At 34.4% G+C, this 23918-nt stretch carries 20 protein-coding genes; 6 read left to right on the forward strand and 14 right to left on the reverse strand.

What is annotated here, in order from left to right; translation table 11 throughout:
- Window positions 1-576, reverse strand: a complete 576-nt coding sequence (locus tag FBD94_RS17205; protein WP_169472340.1) for a gluconate 2-dehydrogenase subunit 3 family protein — start codon at window positions 574-576, stop codon at window positions 1-3.
- Between the two features lie 136 nt (window positions 577-712).
- On the opposite strand from FBD94_RS17205, the gene FBD94_RS17210 reads away from it, so the two are divergent.
- The gene (locus FBD94_RS17210) at window positions 713-1519 is read left to right on the forward strand and encodes a glycosyltransferase family 2 protein (protein WP_131608694.1); all 807 of its coding nucleotides are present in this window, start codon (window positions 713-715) and stop codon (window positions 1517-1519) included.
- A 15-nt stretch (window positions 1520-1534) separates the two neighbouring features.
- Here the strand turns inward: FBD94_RS17210 and FBD94_RS17215 are convergent, their stop codons facing one another.
- The 9 genes from FBD94_RS17215 to FBD94_RS17255 all read right to left on the reverse strand — a co-directional run bounded on the left by FBD94_RS17215 (window position 1535) and on the right by FBD94_RS17255 (window position 11164).
- On the reverse strand, window positions 1535-2713 hold the full coding sequence (locus FBD94_RS17215; RefSeq protein WP_136881122.1) for a glycosyltransferase: 1179 nt from the start codon (window positions 2711-2713) through the stop codon (window positions 1535-1537).
- Window positions 2710-3921: a glycosyltransferase gene (locus tag FBD94_RS17220; RefSeq protein ID WP_136881123.1), complete on the reverse strand. Its 1212-nt coding sequence runs from the start codon at window positions 3919-3921 to the stop codon at window positions 2710-2712. The genes FBD94_RS17215 and FBD94_RS17220 overlap by 4 nt, the downstream gene beginning before the upstream one ends.
- A gap of 12 nt (window positions 3922-3933) precedes the next feature.
- Window positions 3934-4713, reverse strand: coding sequence for a glycosyltransferase family 2 protein (locus tag FBD94_RS17225; protein ID WP_136881124.1), 780 nt, complete (start codon window positions 4711-4713; stop codon window positions 3934-3936).
- 8 nt (window positions 4714-4721) lie between these two features.
- Window positions 4722-5345: an acyltransferase gene (locus tag FBD94_RS17230; RefSeq protein WP_131608698.1), complete on the reverse strand. Its 624-nt coding sequence runs from the start codon at window positions 5343-5345 to the stop codon at window positions 4722-4724.
- Window positions 5346-5465: 120 nt separating this feature from the next.
- Window positions 5466-6749 (reverse strand): O-antigen ligase family protein, encoded by a 1284-nt coding sequence (locus FBD94_RS17235; protein ID WP_131608699.1) that lies wholly within the window; start codon window positions 6747-6749, stop codon window positions 5466-5468.
- Between the two features lie 38 nt (window positions 6750-6787).
- Window positions 6788-8953 carry an exopolysaccharide transport family protein gene (locus tag FBD94_RS17240; RefSeq protein ID WP_136881125.1) on the reverse strand — a complete coding sequence of 722 codons (2166 nt, stop codon included), beginning with the start codon at window positions 8951-8953 and terminating at the stop codon, window positions 6788-6790.
- 21 nt (window positions 8954-8974) lie between these two features.
- The gene (locus FBD94_RS17245) at window positions 8975-9655 is read right to left on the reverse strand and encodes a TolC family protein (protein WP_131608701.1); all 681 of its coding nucleotides are present in this window, start codon (window positions 9653-9655) and stop codon (window positions 8975-8977) included.
- A gap of 43 nt (window positions 9656-9698) precedes the next feature.
- Window positions 9699-10784: a sugar transferase gene (locus FBD94_RS17250; RefSeq protein ID WP_131608702.1), complete on the reverse strand. Its 1086-nt coding sequence runs from the start codon at window positions 10782-10784 to the stop codon at window positions 9699-9701.
- Entirely contained in the window at window positions 10781-11164 is a 384-nt protein-coding gene (locus FBD94_RS17255) for a response regulator (protein ID WP_131608703.1), read from the reverse strand. Before FBD94_RS17255 ends, FBD94_RS17250 begins: the two co-directional genes overlap by 4 nt.
- A 1188-nt stretch (window positions 11165-12352) precedes the next feature.
- Here FBD94_RS17255 and FBD94_RS17265 point away from each other — a divergent pair.
- On the forward strand, window positions 12353-15892 hold the full coding sequence (locus FBD94_RS17265; RefSeq protein WP_136881126.1) for a PAS domain-containing hybrid sensor histidine kinase/response regulator: 3540 nt from the start codon (window positions 12353-12355) through the stop codon (window positions 15890-15892).
- A gap of 53 nt (window positions 15893-15945) precedes the next feature.
- On the opposite strand, the gene FBD94_RS17270 is transcribed toward FBD94_RS17265, so the two are convergent.
- A complete protein-coding gene (locus FBD94_RS17270; RefSeq protein WP_131608706.1) occupies window positions 15946-16422 on the reverse strand; it encodes a YMGG-like glycine zipper-containing protein in 477 nt (158 codons plus the stop codon).
- A 187-nt stretch (window positions 16423-16609) separates the two neighbouring features.
- Here FBD94_RS17270 and FBD94_RS17275 point away from each other — a divergent pair, with 187 nt between their 5' ends.
- From FBD94_RS17275 to FBD94_RS17290, 4 genes are all read left to right on the forward strand, one after another.
- Entirely contained in the window at window positions 16610-16816 is a 207-nt protein-coding gene (locus tag FBD94_RS17275; protein ID WP_131608707.1) for a cold-shock protein, read from the forward strand.
- A 71-nt stretch (window positions 16817-16887) separates the two neighbouring features.
- Window positions 16888-17730 (forward strand): NAD(P)H-binding protein, encoded by an 843-nt coding sequence (locus FBD94_RS17280; protein ID WP_136881127.1) that lies wholly within the window; start codon window positions 16888-16890, stop codon window positions 17728-17730.
- Window positions 17731-17791: 61 nt separating this feature from the next.
- Window positions 17792-19174, forward strand: coding sequence for an MBL fold metallo-hydrolase (locus FBD94_RS17285; RefSeq protein WP_136881128.1), 1383 nt, complete (start codon window positions 17792-17794; stop codon window positions 19172-19174).
- A 222-nt stretch (window positions 19175-19396) separates the two neighbouring features.
- Window positions 19397-20722 carry an OmpA family protein gene (locus FBD94_RS17290; protein ID WP_136881129.1) on the forward strand — a complete coding sequence of 442 codons (1326 nt, stop codon included), beginning with the start codon at window positions 19397-19399 and terminating at the stop codon, window positions 20720-20722.
- A gap of 74 nt (window positions 20723-20796) precedes the next feature.
- Here FBD94_RS17290 and FBD94_RS17295 read toward each other — a convergent pair whose 3' ends face one another.
- Genes FBD94_RS17295 through FBD94_RS17305 form a run of 3 tightly spaced genes read right to left on the reverse strand, consistent with a single transcriptional unit; the run spans window position 20797 to window position 23913 of the window.
- Window positions 20797-21789, reverse strand: a complete 993-nt coding sequence (locus FBD94_RS17295; RefSeq protein WP_225874854.1) for a TerC/Alx family metal homeostasis membrane protein — start codon at window positions 21787-21789, stop codon at window positions 20797-20799.
- Window positions 21790-21843: 54 nt separating this feature from the next.
- On the reverse strand, window positions 21844-22806 hold the full coding sequence (locus tag FBD94_RS17300) for a hypothetical protein (RefSeq protein WP_136881130.1): 963 nt from the start codon (window positions 22804-22806) through the stop codon (window positions 21844-21846).
- A 9-nt stretch (window positions 22807-22815) separates the two neighbouring features.
- Window positions 22816-23913 carry a toxic anion resistance protein gene (locus tag FBD94_RS17305; RefSeq protein ID WP_131612765.1) on the reverse strand — a complete coding sequence of 366 codons (1098 nt, stop codon included), beginning with the start codon at window positions 23911-23913 and terminating at the stop codon, window positions 22816-22818.
- Window positions 23914-23918 lie beyond the last annotated feature (5 nt).

A 23918-nucleotide genomic window follows, 5' to 3' on the forward strand; every position in this document is an offset into this window, starting at 1 on the left:
TTATTTTGTTGCCCATGATTTTTGATTAGGTATTAAAGAGATACAGGCTGCATAGTTCCCAGGTATATAATCATAGGCCAAACCACGCGTAGCTCCCAACTGCGATAAGCAATAGCCATCTATAGTTAAACTTTTAAGTTGAGAAAAAAAAGATTTACCCAAAAGTCTATTACTTACTTTATTAAACAAAGTATATTTATATACTCCCCTTTGCTCAAAGTACTCTAAAATTTTATTTCTATCATTTACACTGCAATTAAAAAAAGTCCTTTGAAATTGTCTTTCAGTATAACTTTCGAGCTCAGTTAAGCCATTTAAAAATAAATTTTGCTCCACACTTGCAGTACAATTTAACAAAATGTTAATGATATAATTTTCAACTTTGGCTTCTTTGGCACCCGGTGTATCAGTTGATGGAATAATAGTTTCAGCTAATTCAGCTATTAATTCTTTGCGAGACAAAAAAGAATCAGGATCTATAGTATGATGGCAGTTTATCCATTTATAAACAGAAAAAGATGATGCACCAATAAAACTTAATCCTAATATACTTTTTATGGAAGTTCTTCTGTTCACTAAAATTTCGGTATTAAGGAGTAAATATAATTATTAACCACCTAAAAAATTAGGTTTTAAACGTATTTATTTTTAATACCTAATTATAGAAGTATTTGATTTATATTTATTAAAAATACTTCTAACTATTATATTAATGAGGCCCATTTCCATTCCAGCAAGCGTTTTAGAATACAACAAAAACTCTGATTCATTGAAATACAAGATCCCCATTATTGTTGAGAATTTTAAAAAATTATTCAAAGAAACCCCAGATATTTCGATTGTAATCCCTGCATACAACGAGGAAGATAATATTCTAAAAACGCTATACTCACTATCGAATACCAATACAAAATATAGTGTTGAAGTCATAGTTGTAAATAACAATTCGAAAGATAGAACTGAGGAGTTAATTAAAGCCACTGGAGTTATTTATGTGCATGAGGTCAGACAGGGAATTACAATTGCGAGAAACTCAGGATTAGCGGTTGCAACTGGAAAATATTTAATAAATGCAGACGCAGATACAATCTACCCTTCTTCCTGGATTGATGATATGGTTAATCCTTTAATGCAGGATAATAAAATAGCGCTTACATATGGTCGTTTTTCATTCATCCCACTAGAAAAAACTTCAAGATTTTTATATTTTCTTTTTGAGTATTTAGCAGATACTAATCGAGTTGTAAATCGTTCTTTTAAGGAAGAAGCATTAAATGTGTACGGTTTTAATTCAGCTTGCAGAAGGGAGCAATGCTTAAGCGTAGATGGATTTAATCACCCAGCTGGAACCAATGAAGACGGCTGGCTGGCTATCAAATTGAGAGAAAAAGGATACGGAAAACTGCATTGGGTTACGAAAAAAAGAAGTATTGTGTGGACAACCGATAGAAAAATCCTAATTGATGGTGGAATTAAAAAAGCTACGTTCGGACGTATAAAAAAGTATATAGGTCTATAAAATGTATTATCTTAATTAGACTCCGCTGTTTCCATTATGTTTTGTGGCAACAGACCTATTGTTTGCACTTCTGGCATACATAAGCGACACCAACTGGAAATAAATAAATTTTGGAATATTAATCAATGAGCGATATATCCTTTTATCAGTTGGATAGTTCTTTAAAGAAATGTAAAAACTAATCACAAAAACCACCAATGCGATCAGCCAAACTATTGAGTATTCCTGGCTAATGAATAAATTAGCAAACCCAAAAAGTACGGCCGAAAGAATAAACATAAACAATGGTGGTCTTAGTAAAATTAGTCCGAACAAAAACTGATTTACACTAAAATTTTTCAGTGCCTTATAGATTATATCAAAACCATAACCAAAATACTTAAACCAAGTATTAATCCATCTAGAGCGCTGATTGATTAATTGTTCTGATTGCACAGTCTTTTCATCATAGACAATTGCTTCTTTAGCAAATGCAATGCGCTTATCTTTCTTAAGAATTTGCGCTTGCAAAACCTTATCAAACCCCGCCCCACTTATATCAAGTTCTCCTAGACACTCTTTGTATAAATCAACTTTAAAAGCCATACCCGAACCAGCCAAAGTAGCAGATGAACCCAGTTCAAACAAAATTTCGCCATCATAAAAATGATAATATATATCCCTGGCTGCATCTAGGCACGCATATGTAGAATTTAAATTTTTGGCAGCCCTTGTTCCTTGTACAGCTTCAAACCCTAAATCAAAAAAAACATTAATTTCTTTTAAATAGTTTGGATCTACAATATTATCACTGTCGATAATTGTCAATACATCATGTTTACGTTTAAAATTAGCTATTGCAAAAAAATGAGAGCGAGTATTACTGGCCAAAACGGTTTCGGGTTTTAACAAGATTACTTTTTCATTTTCAAAATGAAGATTGGAAATATCACACTTATCAGCTACTATGTAAATTAAATAATTAGCATAATTTAATTTCAAAATTGAATCTACAACTGCAGGTAATAATGTAGTTTGCTCATATGCCGTTACAATAATTGCATAGTCATTTTCCCTTGATCCTTGAAAGCCCCTCTCGCTAAATCTTTTTGATTTCCCTTTAATTTTATAAATTAGATACAATATAAAAGGGAGAACCAAATGATATCCAATTAAAATCTGAACGATTATCCAAGATATTTGAAGAAAGCTCATTTATTACTATTTAAAAAAATTAAAATTTGCTCACTCATTAATTTAACGCTATTTCCCCAAGTGTGACCTGATACAAAATCGATCCTAGCCTTTGCTAAAGATTCATTATTCTCCTTTATCGCCATTTTTATCAAATCAATATAATCAGTTTTGTTATTTGCAAGGTAAACATGTTCTTTAAAAACCTCCATCGTTTTGGTTTGAGTAGCAACTGTTGGTTTACCTAATGAGAGATATTCGTCAATCTTCCTGGGATAATTACCAATAGTTACTTCATTAATAACTTGAGGGTTGATACAAACATCAAAAGCATTTACGTAGCCGGGAAGCTCATTCACTCCCTTCTGCCCAAAAAAATAAACATTCCCTAAATTATGTAAATTACTTGCTTTAAAGGTGTCATCTTCAGGCCCCACTAAGACAACATGATAATCAGGAAACTTTATTGCTATGTGCTCTATAACTTCAATATCCAGACGCAAACTATTCAAAGACCCAACGTACCCAATAATTTTATCCTTTATTTCAACTAAATCATCTGGTCGCTTTAAATTATCTGGATTTTGAAAATCATCTATATCACATCCTTGACCAACGTAATAAGATTTAGGATTATATTTTTTACAATAATCAGCAAGATAAGTTGAGTTTGCGAAACACAAATCATTGTTTGCAATCAACTGAGGTTCCAATTTCTCACCATGCTTCTTCCAATAATCTACTGCAACCATATAGTCTCTTGAATAGTAAATACTAATAGCAGGTTTTAATAGATCATTCAAGTAAAACCCTTTGAAAATCTCATTATCATTAAAAAGAATAATGTCATTAAAATTAAGTGACGCAATGGCTTTCCCGATTGACCGGGCTAATTTTTTATTATTGAATTTATTTAAATAACTAAAGATAAATGTACTGTTAATCCAATTTATAGACTCAACCATACAGTCAGGATAATAATTCCAAAGCTGGTCTTTTACTTTAACAAGCCCATTCGATCGGCCTTTAATAACATCCAATCTTTTTTGTATTTTCAGATCCTTTTTATTTCTAAACAGGGTAATTCTATCTAGGGGTGAGTTAATGTACAAAACCCGATTATACTTACTTAATTCGAGCGCTATATTTTTGCAATTGCTACCTATTTCTGTATCCCAAGGCTGTTGTCCAACAATTATAATATCCCTTCCTTCAATAATTCCACTCATCCCCATAAAGCATTAAAATTTTCTTAAAAATAAAGCAGAATAATAATTACAATAACGATAAACAGTTCTTAAAATAGTGACAAAGAAATTATTACTGTTTCTCCACATATCCCTGGTCATCGTACTTGGCTCATCGCTAGAATTTACTTGTTCTAATACCGATTTATGGTCCTCATAAAAAAATGCCTTTCCCTTCTTCTTCAAAAATGACATCATCATTGAAAATTCCGTCTTATCACCAGAAGTTCCTTCAAGATATCGCCCGAACTTTTGAGAGAAATTGTTTCTCTTTAAATGAGGATGATCGCTATAATATGCAAATTTATCCAACCCTGGATACCACCATTTGAAAATCATCTCCGAAAATCCATATTTATTAGCTTTGAGATAAGGATATTTGTTATAAGCGTAGAATCTCACCATATCAAAATCCTCATTCTCCTTTAACAAAGAAACGCCATTTCTTAAATGTTCGCTAAAGCAATCCAATGGTATAAAATCTTCTTGAATGTAAAGTATAAAGGGAGTCCTAACTGCATCTTGGCCTTTATTTAAATTATTCCCTAAACCTCCATTCTTTTCACTAGTAATAAGTCTGAAATTATAATCCTTATTTAAGTCCTTGATGTAATCCAAATGCTCCGGCTTACTACAATCATCTGACACTACAATATCTTTAAACGAACAATTCGCTTCCTTGATTTTAGAAAGTAATTGCTCTAAAGATTTGCTACGATTATAATGCGTGATCATCAATGTGACGTCATCAAAATATTCAACTTTATTAGTCATTTTTGATTTTATGAAGAACCTATCTTTTCCCAAAGCCCAGATTCCGGGTTATATTTCTTTATTAACCTTGCCGGATTTCCTACAGCCACAGTATACGCTGGTACGTCTTTCGTAACTACACTTCCAGCGCCTATAACGCAATGTTTGCCTAATGTTACGCCCGCGGTTATGACACTATTAGCCCCTATCCATACATTATCAGAAATTACTATTTCCTTACAAGATACTTTTTGAAGGGATGGCGGTACCTCAACATCCTCATAACCATGATTTAATCCCGAAACAACAATATTCTGTGCAAGCATCACATGATTGCCAATACGAACCGGCCCAATAATCACGTCCCCAAGTCCAATAAATGTCTTATGCCCGATAATAACATCTCCAACCCCATTATTGATCGTAGCAAAATCTTCAATGACAGACTCATTTCCCAATACAAACTGGTTAAAAGGAAATACATCCAATCGGGTTCGGCTCCTGATTACAGATTTCGTACCTCTTTTATGCTTAAACGGGTTCAAAAACCACCTTACCCATAATCGAGGTCTACTCTCATTTTTAGGGATAAGCATGGTTAAAGCCAATTTCTTAAGCTTCGGATTAGATTTTATTTTTGAAATAATAGACATTAACAAGTTAAATTAGTATTTCATGACTATTCTTCCTTCTGAAGGTAACTTAGTCCCCTAGCAAAACCATATATAAAACATAATATGGCAGGAAGTGCGAATATTTCGTAAGGCATAGGTTTAAACTATAGGTTCTAAAAGCTTTGTATTTCTAATCTCTTCATCAAATTTAGGCATTTTATATATGAAGGCCCATGACATATATACAATAATAGAAGTAGGCATTGTATTAATTACTTCATTACCATAACTACAGATAAGTATTCCTGCAAATCCGGAGGTCAAAGCAATCGCCTTAATCTTAAGACCTTCATCCTCTATTCGCCAGGTTATTCCGCAACATTTCCCTAGAATATACATCATTATTCCAATCCATATTGTAAACCCCACTATACCATACATGGCCCAAACCTTTACCCAGAAGCTATCAGGCTGAATTTTTGATAAAAATTTATCCTGGTTATAAATACTGTTAGTCCCTAATACCCCAAGTCCCCCACCAAACGGCCTAGTACTCATGTATTCAGTTAAAACTCTTTGACTCGCAAGTCTAACATTTAGTGAGGGATCCTCTGGATTCAAAGCTGTGCGTAATCTGTATATATCGTAATTCCCATTACCTATAGTTGTAAATTTCAAAAAACAAATAAAACCAATCGCCAGAATACCTCCCAAAATCAGTACCTTAAACTTTTTACTTAAAACAATAGCTACAAATGCACCAGGCACTAAGGCAAATAAAGCCCCCCTGGTACCAGACAATAGCATACCATAAAGCATAAATCCTGCAGCTACAAATAAGATGATCTTCATTTTCCTTTTAACCGGACCTAGAGCTAATATCAATGCCATAAGACCAATGTGTGCTTGGGAAGCACCAAATTGAGCTGCTTCAGAATAGAATGAAAACACCCTTAACCTTCCCCATAGTATATGAGTTGCTTCCCCACCACCTGCTAAAAAACTCAAGTCACCTTTTGATAAACCTATATGTTTTTGCTTAAATCCATCTAAAGCTGCTAAAGTTGAAAAAATCAAAACAATAGCAATAAAAGTATTTAAATCTTTGACTTTATTAAAAATAACTAAAGCAATAGTAGTAATTAAAAGAGGATATAATGCTGCACTTCGTATTTCCTTTAACCAGCCAATCACACTAGCTCCTGCTGGATTTACAACTTCTAAAACACTAATTATAAACCAAAATAATAACAAATAGAATAAATCTGTATTAATGTTCTTCCACTCGTTCGAAGTAGACATAAACGCAGCAGTAAGGAAGGCTATTAACAAAAAACCTTCAATTAAAGTCCCAGCTGGAAAATTCAAATTCAACTCTCTGGCTATTAACCAATAGACAAAGCAATAAATCAATAAAGTAAATACTATTTTCTTTGGATTCATGGAAAAAATTTATGCTATCTATAACAGTTACGATTAAGTTAAGCAGGCACTTGATTGGCTTTAGCTTCTGTTAATTTGATTTTATTTAGCACCCAGCCCATAAATCCTGGATTACTTTTTAAGTACTCAATGTATTCTTTGTCTTGATCGCCGATTGAATTCCCGGCTTCAAAAACAGCAATACTCTTTTCAGTAAATGAAAGCCATTCTTTAGCTATATTGGTATCTCTTAAACTATTTACATCAATTATGATGATATCAAACTGACCTTTTAGAACGTCAAAACCTACCTTCAAACTTCTTTCATTTTGTAATTCAAGTATCGAATTATTAGTAGCATTTTTGTTCAAGATCGTAATTAAATCCTCTGTTACGATTTCTTTCTTGACAATAAAAGCTTCAAAATTCTGGCTAGTAGAAATACTCTTAATACCTTCATTACTTGTTGTTACAGGCTCTTCTCCAATTAACAAGACCTTTTTACCGATCATAGCAAAAGCATAGGCCAAATTATAGGCTATATAGGTTTTACCAGCCTTAGAAGCTATGCTTGTAACGCCCAATATATTGCTAGCGTCTTTAATCATCTCATTACTGATTTCAAACCTCAAAGACCTTAGCATATTCCTATACAGACTAAAATCCTTATTTTTATCATTGTCATTCCAGATATTCCTCACATTTCTATCCGAACCACTTAAATAATTTAAATTACCCAGAACTCTTGATTTTGTTGCTGATGAAAGTTGGGATGAGCTATTAATTGACTTGTCATTCATACAAATGAAAGCTAATGCACCCAATACCAACAGGAAACTTATTAATCCAGATAGCGCCAAATAAATCACTTTTTTTGAAGGTTCCGGCAAACCTGGCAATCCATATTGTTCAATCTGCAACTTTAAGCCCATTTTTTGCTCTGTTCTTGAGTTGTTATATCTATCAAGAGCTGCCATGTAATCCTTTGTTGCCAAATCAGCTTCACGTTCATAGTTCTGAATATCAGCATCATAAGGAACCATACTACTATATCGACCTCTCAAAACAGCAAGTTCAGCATCCAAAGATTTTAAGCTGCTCTTAGCCTGTTGCATTGCAATCTCAAGGTTTAACTTCTGTTGAACAAGCGCTTGCTTTGAAGTCCGTGGATCAAGTAAATTCTCATTAGAATTCCTAATACTCTTCGCGCTTATAAGTCGGCTTAAAGAATCTACCTTTTTTTGATCAGACGATTTAAATCCACCATCAACCCAGTTGGCATTTGCAGTCTCCAATTGCCGCTTTAAAGTTACTATATCTGTGTTATCCGAAACACTACTACCAGTAACATAAGGATCACTTCCTCTAAGTTTACTTTCGATAGTAGCAATAGCTCCCATACTCGACTGAATTTGTTTTAATGCTTCGACCTTTTGGGCTTCATACGCCGTAATCTGAGAATATACAGTAGCTGATTGTTCACCTAAATTTAATACGCCTTTAGTTCTTTTAAACTGAGATAATGCATTATTCTTTTCATTCATCGTCGCCTCCTTCTTCTTCAATAAAGAGTCTAACAGAATAATTGAAACATTTTGATTATTATTTACATCAGCACTGTAGTTATTTATAAACTCTGAGGCCAGAGTATTCACAACATATGCAGACAATTCAGGATTCTCTGATACATATTCAATATTGATAAAATCACTGTTGTCTAAATGGGTAATTTCTATGGTTTTCTTTAGAGTCTCTTCGCCATACCCCATTGAGCCAATAATATCGAATATTTTATATTTTCCTTTATTATCTTCTAAAGTTAAAAGCTCTTTGTTTAAAAGCTTTTGCCTTATTTGTGCTATGACCTCATTCTTATTTTGCTGACTTAGAGAATCAATTTTTTCACTATACTTTCTAAATGCCTTTTTTGGAAGTTCAAGATCATGGAGTATTAAATTATATGAAAGCAAATTCATGACCTTTTTCATCTTGAACTTCTCCATTATATTATTAAATTCCTGGCTAATTTTAAAAAAATCAACAGTTTGATCAGAAATCACTCGTTTTGATGGATCTAATAACCCAGTCGAGATTTGGGCTTCAGACTTATACTGTTTAGGTAAATTTTGAACTAAAAAATAAGTAATAGTGACCGCTATCACTGGGACTAAGATTACGATCCATAAATATTTACGTACTAACTTTAGAAATGATTTAATATCCATCTAATACTATTTTAATAAAAGCTATTTAACGTCTGAAATTTTCTTTCCTATAATCTCCTCTAATAAATCTTTAGCTTTCAAAAAGGTAACTTCGGATTGTATTTTTGCGATGCTCGACCCAGACTGAGCAACTCTTGATTGGTTATATGCATCCAAAGTAATTTCGCCTCTTTCAAACCTATTTTTTAAACCATCCGAAACCCCCTTATTATCTTGTGCACTTTGGGTATATATTTTAAGTTGACTAAGCTGCTGAATATAATCATAATACCTTCTTTTAACTTCCATCTCAAGCTGAGTATCATATTCTTCTTGCTCTAACCTTGCTATTTTATAATCAGCTTTCGCCTTTTTTACCGTAAATGGTTTTTGAAGAAAGTTCCCCAAATTCACATTAATTCCAAATTGAAAACCATTTACATTATATGGATTAAGCGGATCTATAACAGTCCTATCTTTAGGTCTATAAAAATAAGACCCGTTAAAAACATCTAAATAAGATAACTGAGCAATTGGAATCTGAGTTTTTGCACCAATAGCGCGCTCTTCAAACATTTTCCTTCGAGGATAATTTTGTTTAGCTAAAGATATGTACTTCTCTAAATCAGAATAATTAATCTCTGGGATGATGGATTCCTGGGCCAGTACATCCGCACTTAAAAACATCAGTGATACAAGAATAATATTTAACAACTTTTTCATGAATTCTATTTTTTTGGTAGGTTAATTTTATATTTTAGATTATTTATACACTCTCCTTCTGTATTAAAGCAGGTATTGTTTTCATTATGATTTTAAGATCTAGCCATATCGAATAATTAGCTGCATAATAATTATCCAACTCTTTTCTTTCAGTTTCAGACATATCCTTCTTCCCTCTTTTACTGATCTGCCACAAACCGGTCAACCCAGCTGGACCCAAAAACCTAGTCGACCATTCATTAGTAGTTAACTGTTCAGCCTCATATAATGGAAGTGGTCTATTGCCCACTAATGACATATCGCCAATAAACACATTAATCAACTGAGGAAGTTCATCAATACTAGTTCTTCTTAAAAATGACCCCAATTTGGTTATCCTCGGATCATCTTTAAATTTAACAAATGCAGCTTTTCCATTTTTTTTATTGGACTCATTAGAATACTGGTTCAGCCCTGCTATTGAAGCAATCATTTGATCTGCATCACACCTCATCGACCTGAATTTATAGAAATCGAAAATCCTATATCCAGCCCCCACTCTTTTACTTTTATAAATTACATCGCCTTTCGATTCCAGTCTAATCAAAATAGCAACGAGAACAAACAAAGGACTCAAAAAGAATAAAGCACAACCTGATGCAATTACATCAAAAACCCTTTTTGTCATCGGGATTTGATACTCAACATCCATCTGCTTAGAAAGCTCCAAAAGTTTAGGCTTAATCAGCTTAAATTTTATTAAAAAATTAAGTCTTTCATAGAAATCTTCAATGGGAAATGGATAAGTGTAATAGTCATTTACCTTTAATTTCAAGGCCTTACTTCTCCATTCCTTATCCTCTTTAACCCCCAATAAAACTATAACTAATCCATGAAGAAGGGGATTACTCTTAATATAGCTTACTTGGCTAAAACAATCCTTATTATCATCTACCTCTATTAAAATAATATCAGGCAAAGTCAATAACGACTGCCGATCAAGGTAACTTTTAAAATCATCTGGATCCTCTAGGTGCTCGATATTAAAATTCGAATCAAAGTCCTCGAAAACTACACTTTTAAGTAATTTACCGAAATACACAATTTTTGCATTGATCTCAGGCCGATTAATAGTAGTGGTTATCATCATGCGAGAAGTTCTGTTATGTGAGATTTTAAAATTGTAGGATTAAATGGCTTCTCCATAAAACGGTCTATTTTAAAAGACATCTCTTTTACTTTTTCTTCCAAATCATCAGCACCGGACAATAATATAACCGGAGTATTTCTATAAAACCCACTAATCTTAAGGTTCTTAATCAATGTACTTCCATCAAAATAAGGCATCATCAAATCAGAGATGATTAAATCAGGGTCATTTCCTTCCTCCAACCAAGCAATAGCCTCTATACCGCTTGTTTTTATAATCAATGTATATTCAGAGGATAAAATAAAATTCAACAATTTAAGTATGCTTGGTTCATCGTCAACAACTAATATTATTTTTTTACTGCCGTCCTTACTCTCCATGTGTATTAAGCGATTTAATTTGTCTGCTTAGTGAAATTAATTCAAACTTAAACAAATAATTCCAACTACTTCTTTATTAAAACGACTTTTATGCAGAATAAAAATCATTTAACTTCAATCCATCTAAATGATGCTATTCATTATAAAAAAAAACTAAATCAAGCACCGATTTTAAATCAACAACAAACTCATCGTCAAACCATTGACGATTATATATTAATTCAATCTTTTCATTAAAAATTTAATGATTGAATTTAGTTATTATTTCGAAAAATTAATAAATATTGTACAAATAAATTTCGACACAATAAAGCACACAATACAATCTGTATTGCTGATCAAAATGAATCAAAAACTACTTTGCATTTATCCGGAAAGACCCTTCCCTTACCTCGCCCTGCAAGCAAGAATTAAGTTCATTGGATACAACCCGACCAAAGGAATCAATGATCATTAATCTTATACCCTGATTTTCCAGCGATTTAACCTGAGTTTTCAAGTTGAAATCTGTCACATAAAAAAACGAAATGTCTTCACTGCCATTTTTTATGTTAACATTATAATCCTTACTCTGAACAGAGTAGCTTATTTGACAATCATTACATTCAACTCTCAGAATTCCCTTATTATTAAGGACAACATTTGACAAGTCGTTTGTTAATGATTCCTTTTTGCAACTGCTAAAGGATAAAATGAGAAGAATCAATAGGGTTGAGATTTTCATTTTTATTACTTTTTCACCAAGACAATTGAAAAAATCAGGCCACTATATTAATTTCATCAATTATCAAGTAAAATTAAACAAATAAACAGCTTAATCTACCCTTAATTAATAGAAGACAACAATTCAATTTGATCAATAATAATCTTTCGCGCATTCACGGCTCAATCAGAATTCCCCAAAAATACCCAATACGGGGATTATATCCATCAACATAAGTACAAATCTGCACCCCATCTCCTTATTATACAATACCTCTATTCCTATTATGACGAAAAAAATCTTCAAAAACACCTTCAAAAACGCAAACAAAATAAAACCAAATAACTGACAATCAGTGCATTAAAACAAAAAACCCCACAACCGCAGGACGGCAAGTTCTTTTTTTATAGCTTTTACCTATATATTTTATGTATAAATAACTATTTTTACTCTGTTGTTAAAACGGTTTATCGGTAACCTTTCATATGAAATACACTCCTCTTCCCGAAAATGAAAAAGAACGATTAAAAGTGCTGCATAATTCTCAAACATTTGATACCGCTTACGAAGCCCATTTCGAACGCATCACAGAATTAACATCCTCAGTATGTGATACTCACATTGCTTTTATCACATTAATAGATAAAAATAAACAATGGTATAGATCTAACAAGATTTTCACGGCCGAAGAAATTGCTATCGAAAACGATTTTTACAACCAAACAATAAAAGGTTTAGGTCTACTGGAAGTCTTGAATGCAGCAACGGATGTAAAATTCAAGACAACTCCAAGTCATCAATATATTAAGATCGCATATTACGCAGGCATCCCTTTAATTGATACCAATGGAGAAAATATAGGTACCCTATCCGTATTCGATACTAAGCCAAGAAATGAACTCACAACTAAGCAAAAGAGATTAATAGAGCTGCTGTCACACGAAATTATTTCATTAGTAACCGAAGTAAAAAGTAAAAAAGAACTAAACCACTTTCTAAAGCTTTATAAATTGTCGCAGGATTTAATTTGTGAAGCTGATACCACAGGCACCTTAAAGAGAATAAACCCTGCATTTAGCACTACTTTAGGATGGTCCGAACAAGACCTATTGAATACCCCATTTTATAATTTCATTCATCCGTATGACTTACAGTCTACCAGCGACGAGTTCAAGAAATTAAGTACCGGCAAAAACGCTGTAAATTTCACAAATCGTTTTAAAACAAAAAAAGGCGAATACAAAACTTTGCAGTGGAGTGCCACATCAGAAACAGATTCACATAAGGTGCTGGCTATTGCAAGAGATGTGACCAAAGAAAAAAGTGTTCAACAAAAAATCTTAATAAGCGAAAATAAATTAAAATCATTTATTGAGCATACTCAAGGTTTTATGTTCACCCACGACTTATCAGGCAATTTATTGTTCATCAATAATAACGGGGCGCAACATTTAGGGTTTACAAAAACAGAAATGCAAAGTATGACCTTATTCGACTTGACCCCAAAGGAACATCATACTTCAGTCACTGATTATCTGCAGGAAATTAAGATCAAAGGAAAGGCTGAGGGCCTAATGACCACCAAGCACAAAAATGGCAATCCTATTATTTGGATTTTTAACTGCGTTATAGAAAGTACAGTATCCAATAAGCCTTATATTATATGTAACTCTATTGACATTACTGAAAGGCACAATTTAGTAAAGGAATTAAAAGACAAAAGTAAAAAGCTCGAAGAATCCAATACTATAGCAAAATTGGGTAGTTGGGAATTAGATTTAACGGAGCAAAAACTAGTCTGGTCAGATGTTACGAGGAATATATTTGAAGTTGAAGCTGATTTTGAACCGAACCCTGATAATGAATTGTTGTTTTACAAAGCTGGAGAAAGCAGGGACAACCGTTTCAATGCACTCAACGCAGCAGTACTTCAAGGAAACAAATGGGATCTCGAGTTAGAGTTATTAACGGCTAAGGGTAACAATATTTGGATAAGATCAATAGGTGTTCCATATTATTACGAAGGTCGGTGCTATAAAATAAGGGGCACCGTTCAAGACATCACAAAAATCAAAAAAATGGAAGCAAGCTTAATTTCTGCAAAAGAAGATGCTGAGCTAGCCAACAAAGCCAAATCAGAGTTTTTAGCAAACATGAGCCACGAAATCCGAACCCCCTTAAACGGAATTATAGGCTTCACGGATCTATTGATTAAAACTCAACTAAATGAAACCCAACAACAATACTTATCCATAGTTACTCAGTCAGGAAATGCCTTACTGAACACCATTAATGATATTTTGGATTTCTCTAAAATTGAAGCCGGAAAGTTAGAAATGAACCGGTCAAAATTCAATCTTTACGAGATGGCAGAAGAGTCTGCCGATGTAATAAAATACCAGGTACAAAGCAAGGGGCTGGAAATGCTACTAAACATTTCATCAGATTTACCCAAATACATCTGGGCTGATGAGCTCCGACTGAAACAAATCCTCATCAACTTACTCGGCAACGCCGTAAAATTCACAGAAAAAGGAGAGATTGAATTAAAAGTCGAAGCCCTCACTGATCCCGGATTGAGAGAAATCAATTATCGCTTTGCTGTACGGGATACAGGTATCGGCATTAATCCAGATAAAAAACTTAAAATATTTGACGCCTTTTCACAAGAAGACGCGTCAACAACAAAAAGGTATGGTGGCACTGGATTAGGATTAACCATTTCAAACAAACTATTGGGACTCATGAATAGCAAGCTGCAGGTAGAAAGTACTCCTGGCAAGGGAAGTACATTTTACTTTGAAATACGGCTACAATCTGAACCAGGTGAATCCATTGAAATTCAGAATCTGGACACGATTAAAAAAGTTCTCATTGTTGATGACAACAAAAATAACAGACTAATCATCAATAAAATGCTTTCACTGAAGCAAATTAAATCAGTAGAAGCAAATAGTGGTACAGAAGCGATAGAATTAATCACGAACGGGGAGCGGTTTGATGTCATATTGATGGATTACCATATGCCTGATATCGATGGCCTAGAGACCATAAAAAGGATAAGAGAAATCCTAAAAGATACGGTTAAAGACCAACCAATCATCTTATTACATAGTTCATCTGATGAAAAAATCATCAAAGCTTGTGAAAATCTAAATGTCAATCATCGCCTATTAAAGCCAATCAAACTTAAAGATATGTACACTTCTCTTTTTCAGGTCATTTCTAAAAAACCTGAAAAACATAGTGCATCAATCCAGGAGTCAGAGAGAATGGAAGACCCTATTCAAGTCCTAATAGCAGAAGATAACGCTGTTAATATGCTTTTAGCAAAAACTATAGTAAGAAGAATTGCGCCAAATGCAACCATATTCGAAGCTAAGAATGGTCTTGAAGCGCTCGAACATTATAAAAAAACGAAGATTGATATTGTTCTAATGGATATTCAAATGCCAGAAATGAACGGTTATGAAGCTACAAAGAAGATAAGATCTGTTAAACACAAAGCACATACTCCCATAATTGCGCTTACTGCAGGGAATGTGAAAGGAGAGAAAGAAAAATGCTTTGCAGCCGGCATGGATGATTTTATATCAAAACCAGTCGTTGCACATACCATTGCGCTCTCCCTAAAAAAATGGCTGAAAAATCCAAAAGAAGATCCTCATAGTGACGTCTCTTTATCGCCATCTGAAGAAACCGATTATCACTTTAATATTGAGCTGTTAAAAGAATATGTTGGAGATGATGCAGGCGTATTAACAAAAGTTCTTTCCTTACTAAGAACCGAGCTGATGAACTTCTCCAAGGAGTTTAAAGAACATACAATCAACAAAGATTTAAATAAAATCAAGGAGTTAGGCCATAAAATGTACGATACTGCTATCGTTTCAGGCCTAACAGCATTAGCGGTTATCGCTAAGAAAATAGGATCGATCAGCATCTACAATGAAACCGAGATTAATAACCTATTGGTTTCAACTCGACAAGAGATAAAAACAGCAATAAGCTTAATAGTTAAGTAAACTATACATATAATAAGGATCCCGCATTTATAAAACGAGATCCTTATTACTAATTAATTTTTGGGCTGCACTCTTCCCGATTTCCGGTCCTGGCCACGTCCAATTAAATAACCCGTGCCCGCTCCTACTACGCCACCAATTATTGCCCCTCTACCATCTTTCTTATCAATAAGAACACCACCTAAAGCACCTGCTCCTGCACCAATAACAGCACCTTTAGCAGCCTGACTCCAACCTTTCTTTTTAGCTGGTGCAGCCGTTCCACCACTGTTCGATGTACTTACATTTCTTGCAGATACGGCTCTATCTTGCTTTACAGCCAAAGCAGCAGCTTTCTCTTCTTTAGCTTGCTCCAATTTTTGCTGCTCCTCTTCTTTAACTTTAGCCTCAGCCTTGTTAAAGCTGTCCAGCCTTAAGCTATCTTTAATTGCCACTATTGCCTTTTGTTTAATAAGGGCCTCTTCCTTAGCATTATTTGTGCAAGCTGACAACAATATTCCTGTTATCATAACTAAAAGTATCTTTTTCATAACTAAATTATATTTAGATTAACGTTGTATTGTACGAAATATGATGCCAAAAGCTATTTATACTTCAAAAAGCTATGAACTGATCTTTTTTTTTCGCCCATTAACAGCCCGCCAACAGCGAAAACCTATAATTTTGATATTAAAATTCAATTGATTATTTTCACATCGAAATATATATCAAAATAATATGCGTACAACAGGAAAAGTTAAATGGTTTAATTCTGCAAAAGGGTTTGGATTTATAACTCCAGAAAATGGAGGAAAAGATATCTTCGTACACTTTTCTGCAATCGCAGGAGATTCATTCAGAGAATTGAATGAAGGAGACAGTGTTGAATTTGAATTAAATGATGGCAAAAAAGGTCCTGAAGCATCTAACGTAACAGTGCTATAACAGCTAACTAAATTATTTAAAAAGGGGGAATGTCCAAAACATTTCCCCTTTTTGATTTAAAATACTATTAAATGAGTAATTCAACAGCAACATTAGCTGCAAAAACAATAAGCATCTTAGGTTGTGGTTGGTATGGTTTAGAATTAGCAAAAGCATTAGTTGCACAAGGCTATCAGGTTAAAGGTTCAAGCACAACAAATGAAAAACTTGAAGTATTAGCCAACCACCAAATTCAACCGTTCTTAGTTAACTTCCAAAAAGGAGAAGAATACTACGACCCAATTTTTTTCCAAACTGATATACTATTTGTTTGCATACCGCCTAAAAGAAGCACCGGAGAACAAGCAGATTACAAATACAAAATAGAGCGGATCATTAATGCAGCGAAGCTCAATAATACCTCCAACTTGATTTTCATCAGTTCAACAGCTGTATACGGTGATACAAATACTACAGTAACAGAATTGGATATACCAAAGCCTGAAACCGAATCTGGAAAAGCAATTCTTGATGTCGAAAATCTGCTTAAAAACCAAACGGCCTTCACCACCACCATTCTTAGGTTTGCTGGCTTAGTGGGTCCAAAAAGAGACCCAGCAAGATTTTTTGCAGGAAAAAAGGAAGTAGCAAATGGTCAGGCACCTATTAATCTTATTCATTTAGATGATTGCATTGGCATAAGCTTAAGTCTGCTTAAAAATAGCGCCTTTGGGTACACATTAAATGCCTGCGCTCCCGATCATCCCAGCAAACAAGAGTTTTACACCACCGCAGCCGTAAAAGCCCAGTTACACCTACCTACTTTTAAAAATGAGTTGTTAACCTGGAAATTAGTCTCAAGCATTCAACCTCCAATAATAAACTACAATTACCTTGTATCCAACTGGATGAGATGGCTCAGCAAAGAAAATTAACCTCATCAAGTTATATACGTATTTAAAATTATAAATTGCCCCGATTAAGGATAGCGTAATTATGAAATTGACAATCTTAGGCGCAGCCGAACAGGTAACCGGAAGTATGCATCTTGTACAATTAAAGAACTACAACATACTAATTGATTGTGGACTTGATTATGAGAAGGATACCTTTCAAAGAGAAAATCTATACTTTCCATTCGATCCGGCAAGCATAGATGTAGTGATATTAACTCATGCCCATATTGATCACTCAGGCAATCTTCCCACCTTAGTCAGAATGGGCTTCAATGGGCAAATCCTATGCACTCCACCAACCGCAGATCTAACTAATTTACTTTTATTAGATTCTGTAAACATCTTCTTAAGTAAACAAAACCAACAGCCAAGATCTAGAAAGTACAGATCAGGTCCAGAACCATTATACCTACAAAAACATGTTCGAGAAACAGCCGAACGCTTTATCACCATAGATTTTAATAAAGAATTCCGTATAAATGACCAACTGTCTCTAACCTTTATACCAATCGGACACTTGTTAGGGGCCGCAGCTGTAGTTTTAACCGTAAATGAAAATGGCTTAACAAAAAAAATTGCGTTTACTGGAGATATAGGTAGAAAGAACTACCCCCTCCTTGTAGACCCACAACCAATTCCTCAAGTAGATTACCTTGTCTCCGAATCAACTTACGGCGGTAGATTCCATAATAACGATACCACACTTGAACAAAAATTAATAGAGACCATTAATGAATCTTGTATTAAATTTCCAGGAAGGTTAATCATCCCAGCATTTAGTATAGGTAGAACACAGGCACTAGCCTATGCACTAAATAAAATATTTAGTAAAAAGTTACTCCCCCCTGTAAAAGTATTCATAGATAGCCCGCTGGCCAGTTCAGCAACTGAAATTCATCATCAATACGCCCATTACCTTAATAAAGAAGCTCAGGACTTCTATAAAAGTCAGCATGGTCAATCTGAATTTAAAGAACTTTCTTATGTGCACGATAAGCGAGAAAGTACATCCATAAGTAACTATCACGAACCCTGCATTATTATATCTTCGGCCGGAATGCTAGAAGGTGGTAGAATACAAGACCATTTATATTATAATATTCAAAATTACTACTGCACCATACTATTTATTGGCTACTGCGCCAAAGGCACGCTTGGAAACAGACTATTAAGAGGTGATCCGATCATACGATTACGCAACCGGGATCTTATGGTATACGCAACCATAAAGCAAACCGACCTCTTGAGTGGCCATGGAGATCATAACGATCTTGTAAATACAGTTAAACAGCAAGACCCAAAAACCTTAAAAAGAGTGTTTTTAGTTCATGGTGATATCGAATGTCTTCATAATTTATCGGCGGCACTCGAACAAGACTACCAAGTGGATATTCCCAGAAAAGGTGATACCTATGAATTATAAATTTTATACCAAAAGCTAAAAATGTAGTAAATACTATACATATTTCCCGTTGCTTAAACAATAAAAACATTTCTTCCACATAATCTCACATCCCAAATAAAGCACTGATTATTAGGTCATTCAAAATTAATAATTAAGAAAAATAGCTTTGGCAAGGTTATTACAAGAACATAATTGATCGGTTGTATTAAAACTGAACAATTAACATCTAAATAGAAGGATATGAATACGAAAATTACAAAAACAGCCTTGGTACTGTCCCTAATAGGGCTATCATCACAGCTATTTGCACAGGACCAACCGGCAAATAGATTCTCAGAAAAAACGTTCCGCACTTGGTCAGTTGGTGCACATGCAGGCGTACTAAGTTCAAATACGATCTTCAACGGCAACAGTCGCGATTTTCAAGCTTCCAAAGAAACATTAGGATATGGCGGTTACATCAAAAAACAAATCTTCCCTGCTTTAGGCATACAAGCTGATTTTTTAGCTGGTAAAGTAGAAGGCTTAAGAGCTTTCAGCGGTTTGGTAGGTGGAAACCCTACTTATGCTAACAATACAAGCTTTGAAACAAAGCTAGAATGGTCTGCAGCTTTAACAGCAGTTTACAATCTTGCCAACATTAGCATCAACAAAGAAAATGCAATACTTACTCCTTACTTAAAAGCAGGAGCAGGTTATTTGTCAGCAAGTGCTGATGTTACAACCGGAAGTACTGTTAATGCACAACCATACAAAGACGGGTATTTCATTCCTGTAGGAGCTGGTTTTAAATTAGGTATTGCTAAAGGCATCAATTTAGACTTTGGTTATGACGTTAACTTCGTTAAAAGAGGTGATTTCGATGGCTATAACACTGGTAAATTCGATAAGTTCTCATACGGACATGCTGGTTTAGAGTTTGCATTGGGTAGCAAAGAAAAACCACAATTACAAAACTACAGTTCATTGGCTAACTTACGCAACGAAACTGCTGCAGAAAGTGCTGAACTAAGAAGAGCATTATCTACTGCTGAGCAAAATGCAGAAAGAGACAGAGCACAATATGCTAAAGACATGGGCGATGAAGACAACGATGGTGTTGCAAATAAATTCGATAAATGTCCAGGTACAAAATCTGGTACAGTTGTAGATGGTTCAGGTTGCCCAATCAAAGTTCAACGTGAAATTATTAAAGAAACCAAAGTTGTAGTGACAGAAGCAGATCGTAGAGTTGTAGATGAAGCCATCAAAAACTTAGAGTTTGATTTAGGTAAAGCAACCATCCGTCCTACCTCATATGCAACATTAAATAAAGTAGCAGAACTATTAGTTGCCAAAAACTTTAGCTTAAAATTAGCTGGCCATACAGATAACACTGGTTCAATGGCATTAAACTTACGTTTATCTAAAGAAAGAGCAGAAGCAATCAAAGCTTACTTAGTATCACAAGGAGCAAATGCATCACGTGTAGAAGCAACTGGTTACGGTCCAAACCAACCAATAGCATCAAACAAAACAGCCGAAGGTCGTCAGAAAAACCGTCGTGTTGAGTTTACATTGTATTAATCTATAAATTCATCAAATTGAAAAGGGCGGCTGTATCGTATGATACAGCCGCCCTTTTTTATATTAAGAAATACTTAATCAATCTTTTTAACCCCCTCAGCTTCCTTAGGCACAAAAATAAGCGATGCAATAACAGAAAGAACCAATACCCCCCCTACAATCAACAATGACGATGGAGATGAAATGTGATAAAATGGAGCTATCACCATTTTAACACCAATAAATGCTAGAATAATTGCCAAACCATATTTCAATAAACTGAACATGTGAATAAAGTTAGCCAAAAGGAAATAAAGAGCTCTCAAACCCAATATGGCAAATATATTAGAAGTATATAAAATCAAAGGATCATCTGGGGCAATAGCAAAAATTGCAGGGATAGAATCTACCGCAAACAATAAATCTGTAAACTCAATTACCGCTACCACAACCAATAAAGGCGTAGCCATTTTAATTCCATTTTCAACAGTGAAAAACTTAGCACCATCAAATTCCTTACTCACTTTAAAAAGCTTATAAATCACTCTAGCGCCCGGACTTTTACTAAAATCCTTTTCCTCATCATCGTCATCAGTCGAAACCCAGGATTTAATACCCGCATAAATAAGAAACAAACCAAAAAGCAGCAGTACCGCATTGATCTTAACTATGTGACCAAATAAAGTCATTTCAGGCAAATAAGTAAGGTTAATTAACCCAACACCTGCAAAAATAAAAATGGCTCGGAATAGCAATGCGCCAATAATACCCCAAAACAACACTTTATGATGTAATTCTTTAGGTACATTAAAAAAGCCAAAAACCAATATAAAAACAAATAGGTTATCAACTGACAAGGCTTTTTCTATCCAATATGCCGATTGAAACTGTGTGAATTTCTCAAAACCAGAGGTCAAATAAATTACACCACTAAACAGCATTGATAACGAAATCCAAACAACAGACCATATCGCAGCCTCCTTACTGGTTACGGCATGCACCTTCTTATTAAAAACACCTAAATCTAAGAGCAGCATTACTACTACTACAACTGCAAACCCGATAATAACGCCGGGGTGATTAATCATACTATCCATCTTTTATTTATATTTCTTTTTTGTGTGACACTAGTAATAAAAATGCTAAAAAAGATCTGTTTTCAGCATTGATTTTAAAATATTGGCCTGAACATCATAATTATTCAAATGATCAAGGAAGTTAATATCCGAAATCTTCACATAATTTTCTTCAAGCAGTGTTATAATCTCCTTTGGAATATAGGTCTTCAGTGCAACCGCCTCCCCCTCCAGCTTATCATTCTTATAAGACAACTCCTGAATAATCCTCCCCTTTTCAGATAAGTTGTTCGTCCAATCAATCCCTTTCAGTTTTGCCAGATCACAAAACAAAAACAAATTCCTGCTTGGAAAAAAAATAAAATACCGATCAACATCAATAAACTTATAGAGTTCAATGATCAATTGTCCAGCTTTCAACCCACTAAAAAACTCAGTCCTGAAATCATGCTTACACAATAACCCCATTAGTTTTTTATGGATAGTTGCATGTGTATCCGCATACACATCCTTCGCATCATAATCAATCAATACCCCCAGTTGCTCGGCAGAAATATCATAGTAAAAATCCTTTGAGTATCTGGAGCTAAAAGTATTAATGTGCTTGGCAAACGGAAATTCTTCAGTAAAGTCAGACAGCGACTGAAACAGCTTTCTTAAAGATAAATTGATCTTGAGTGCCTGTTTTTGCTTGTCCAGGTTAAAATTCTTTTCAGTAAAGACCGAATCGCCCATATTAGCGATCATCTCCTTATTCAGCTGAATTTCATCATAAATAAGGGTAACATTCTTTTCGTTACTCTTTTTGATCTTCCTTAAAAGTTCGATCAAACTACTAGTAAACTGAACATGAAACAATTCAAGTTTATCAATATCGAGTTCATCATTATTTTCAAACAATTGATGAATTACCTGGCTCCGTAAATAAATTTTATATACAGCTTCCTCCTCGAAAAATACAGAGAGCAGCTGTAAACGGCTGATCTCTGTACGTGATTCTCTTAAAATATTTACATGGCGTTCATCCATTTGTTAAAACTAATTAACGCGGGTAACATTCTTCTTCAGTTCAGTTTCTAAAGTTTTCAATTCCCCATCCAATACCCTTCTGCTTTGAGCGCCATCCTCATGAATTTTCTTAACCTCATTCAAGGTTTCAATTAATGATTGTGTCGTTCTTTTTAATGTATCTAATGAAACTACTGTTTTTTCGTTTTCTTTAGCCACATCAATACTATTTTGTTTCAGCATCTCTGCATTTTTCTGCAAAATAGTATTCGTCGTATCCGAAATCTTTTTCTGCATCTCTACATTAGCCTTTTGCCTTTGTAAAGCGACAGCAATAGTCAGCTGGTTTTTCCAAACAGGAATGGTCGTAGACACAATAGACTGCGCTTTTTCAGCGATAGAAGTATTGTTGTTCTGTACCACCCTTATTTGAGCAAGAGACTGCAACATAATAAACCTTACTATCTTCATATCCGCCAGCCTTTTGTCAAGTCTGCTGATAAAATCCCTAAGATCGGCAATTTCGTAATCCTGATAATCAGCAGGCCTACCCTCCATTTCAGCTAGTTTAGCACTTAATTCATTGTACTTAAACTGACCCGAAATGATCAATTCCTCCATATCATGAATGTAACCTACATTACTATCAAACATGGTTTGCAGAGAACTGTTGTCTTTAATAGAGTTTAAACGCCCTGCCTTAACCTTATTGGTAATCTTATCAATGTTATTTACCACTACATCATATTTCTGAAATAGCTTTTTAACATCAACCACCAAATTCTTTAAAAACGGAATTTTAGAAATAAAAGATTTAAAACCGCTTTGCTCTAACTCAGCAACATCAATATAATTGAGTTCCGTAAGCAATTCATTGATTAAACCACCAACTTCGCCACTATTATAAGTCCGCACAGATGATAAAAAATCATTACTGTACTTCTCCATAGAGTTTTGTGCCTCTACCCCATAATTCAAAATAGAATTAACATCAGATGGCTCCAAAGACTTGCTCATCTCTCTGTACTTTTGCTCATCCTCAACAGAAAGGACAGTCAGATCAACATTACCTTCCTTATCAATCTTTGTCGGAGTAAGCGACTGAGTAGTATTTTGGTTTGTTTCCATAGTTT

The sequence above is a fragment of the Pedobacter hiemivivus genome, assembly GCF_005144565.1.
Lineage (GTDB): Bacteria > Bacteroidota > Bacteroidia > Sphingobacteriales > Sphingobacteriaceae > Pedobacter > Pedobacter hiemivivus.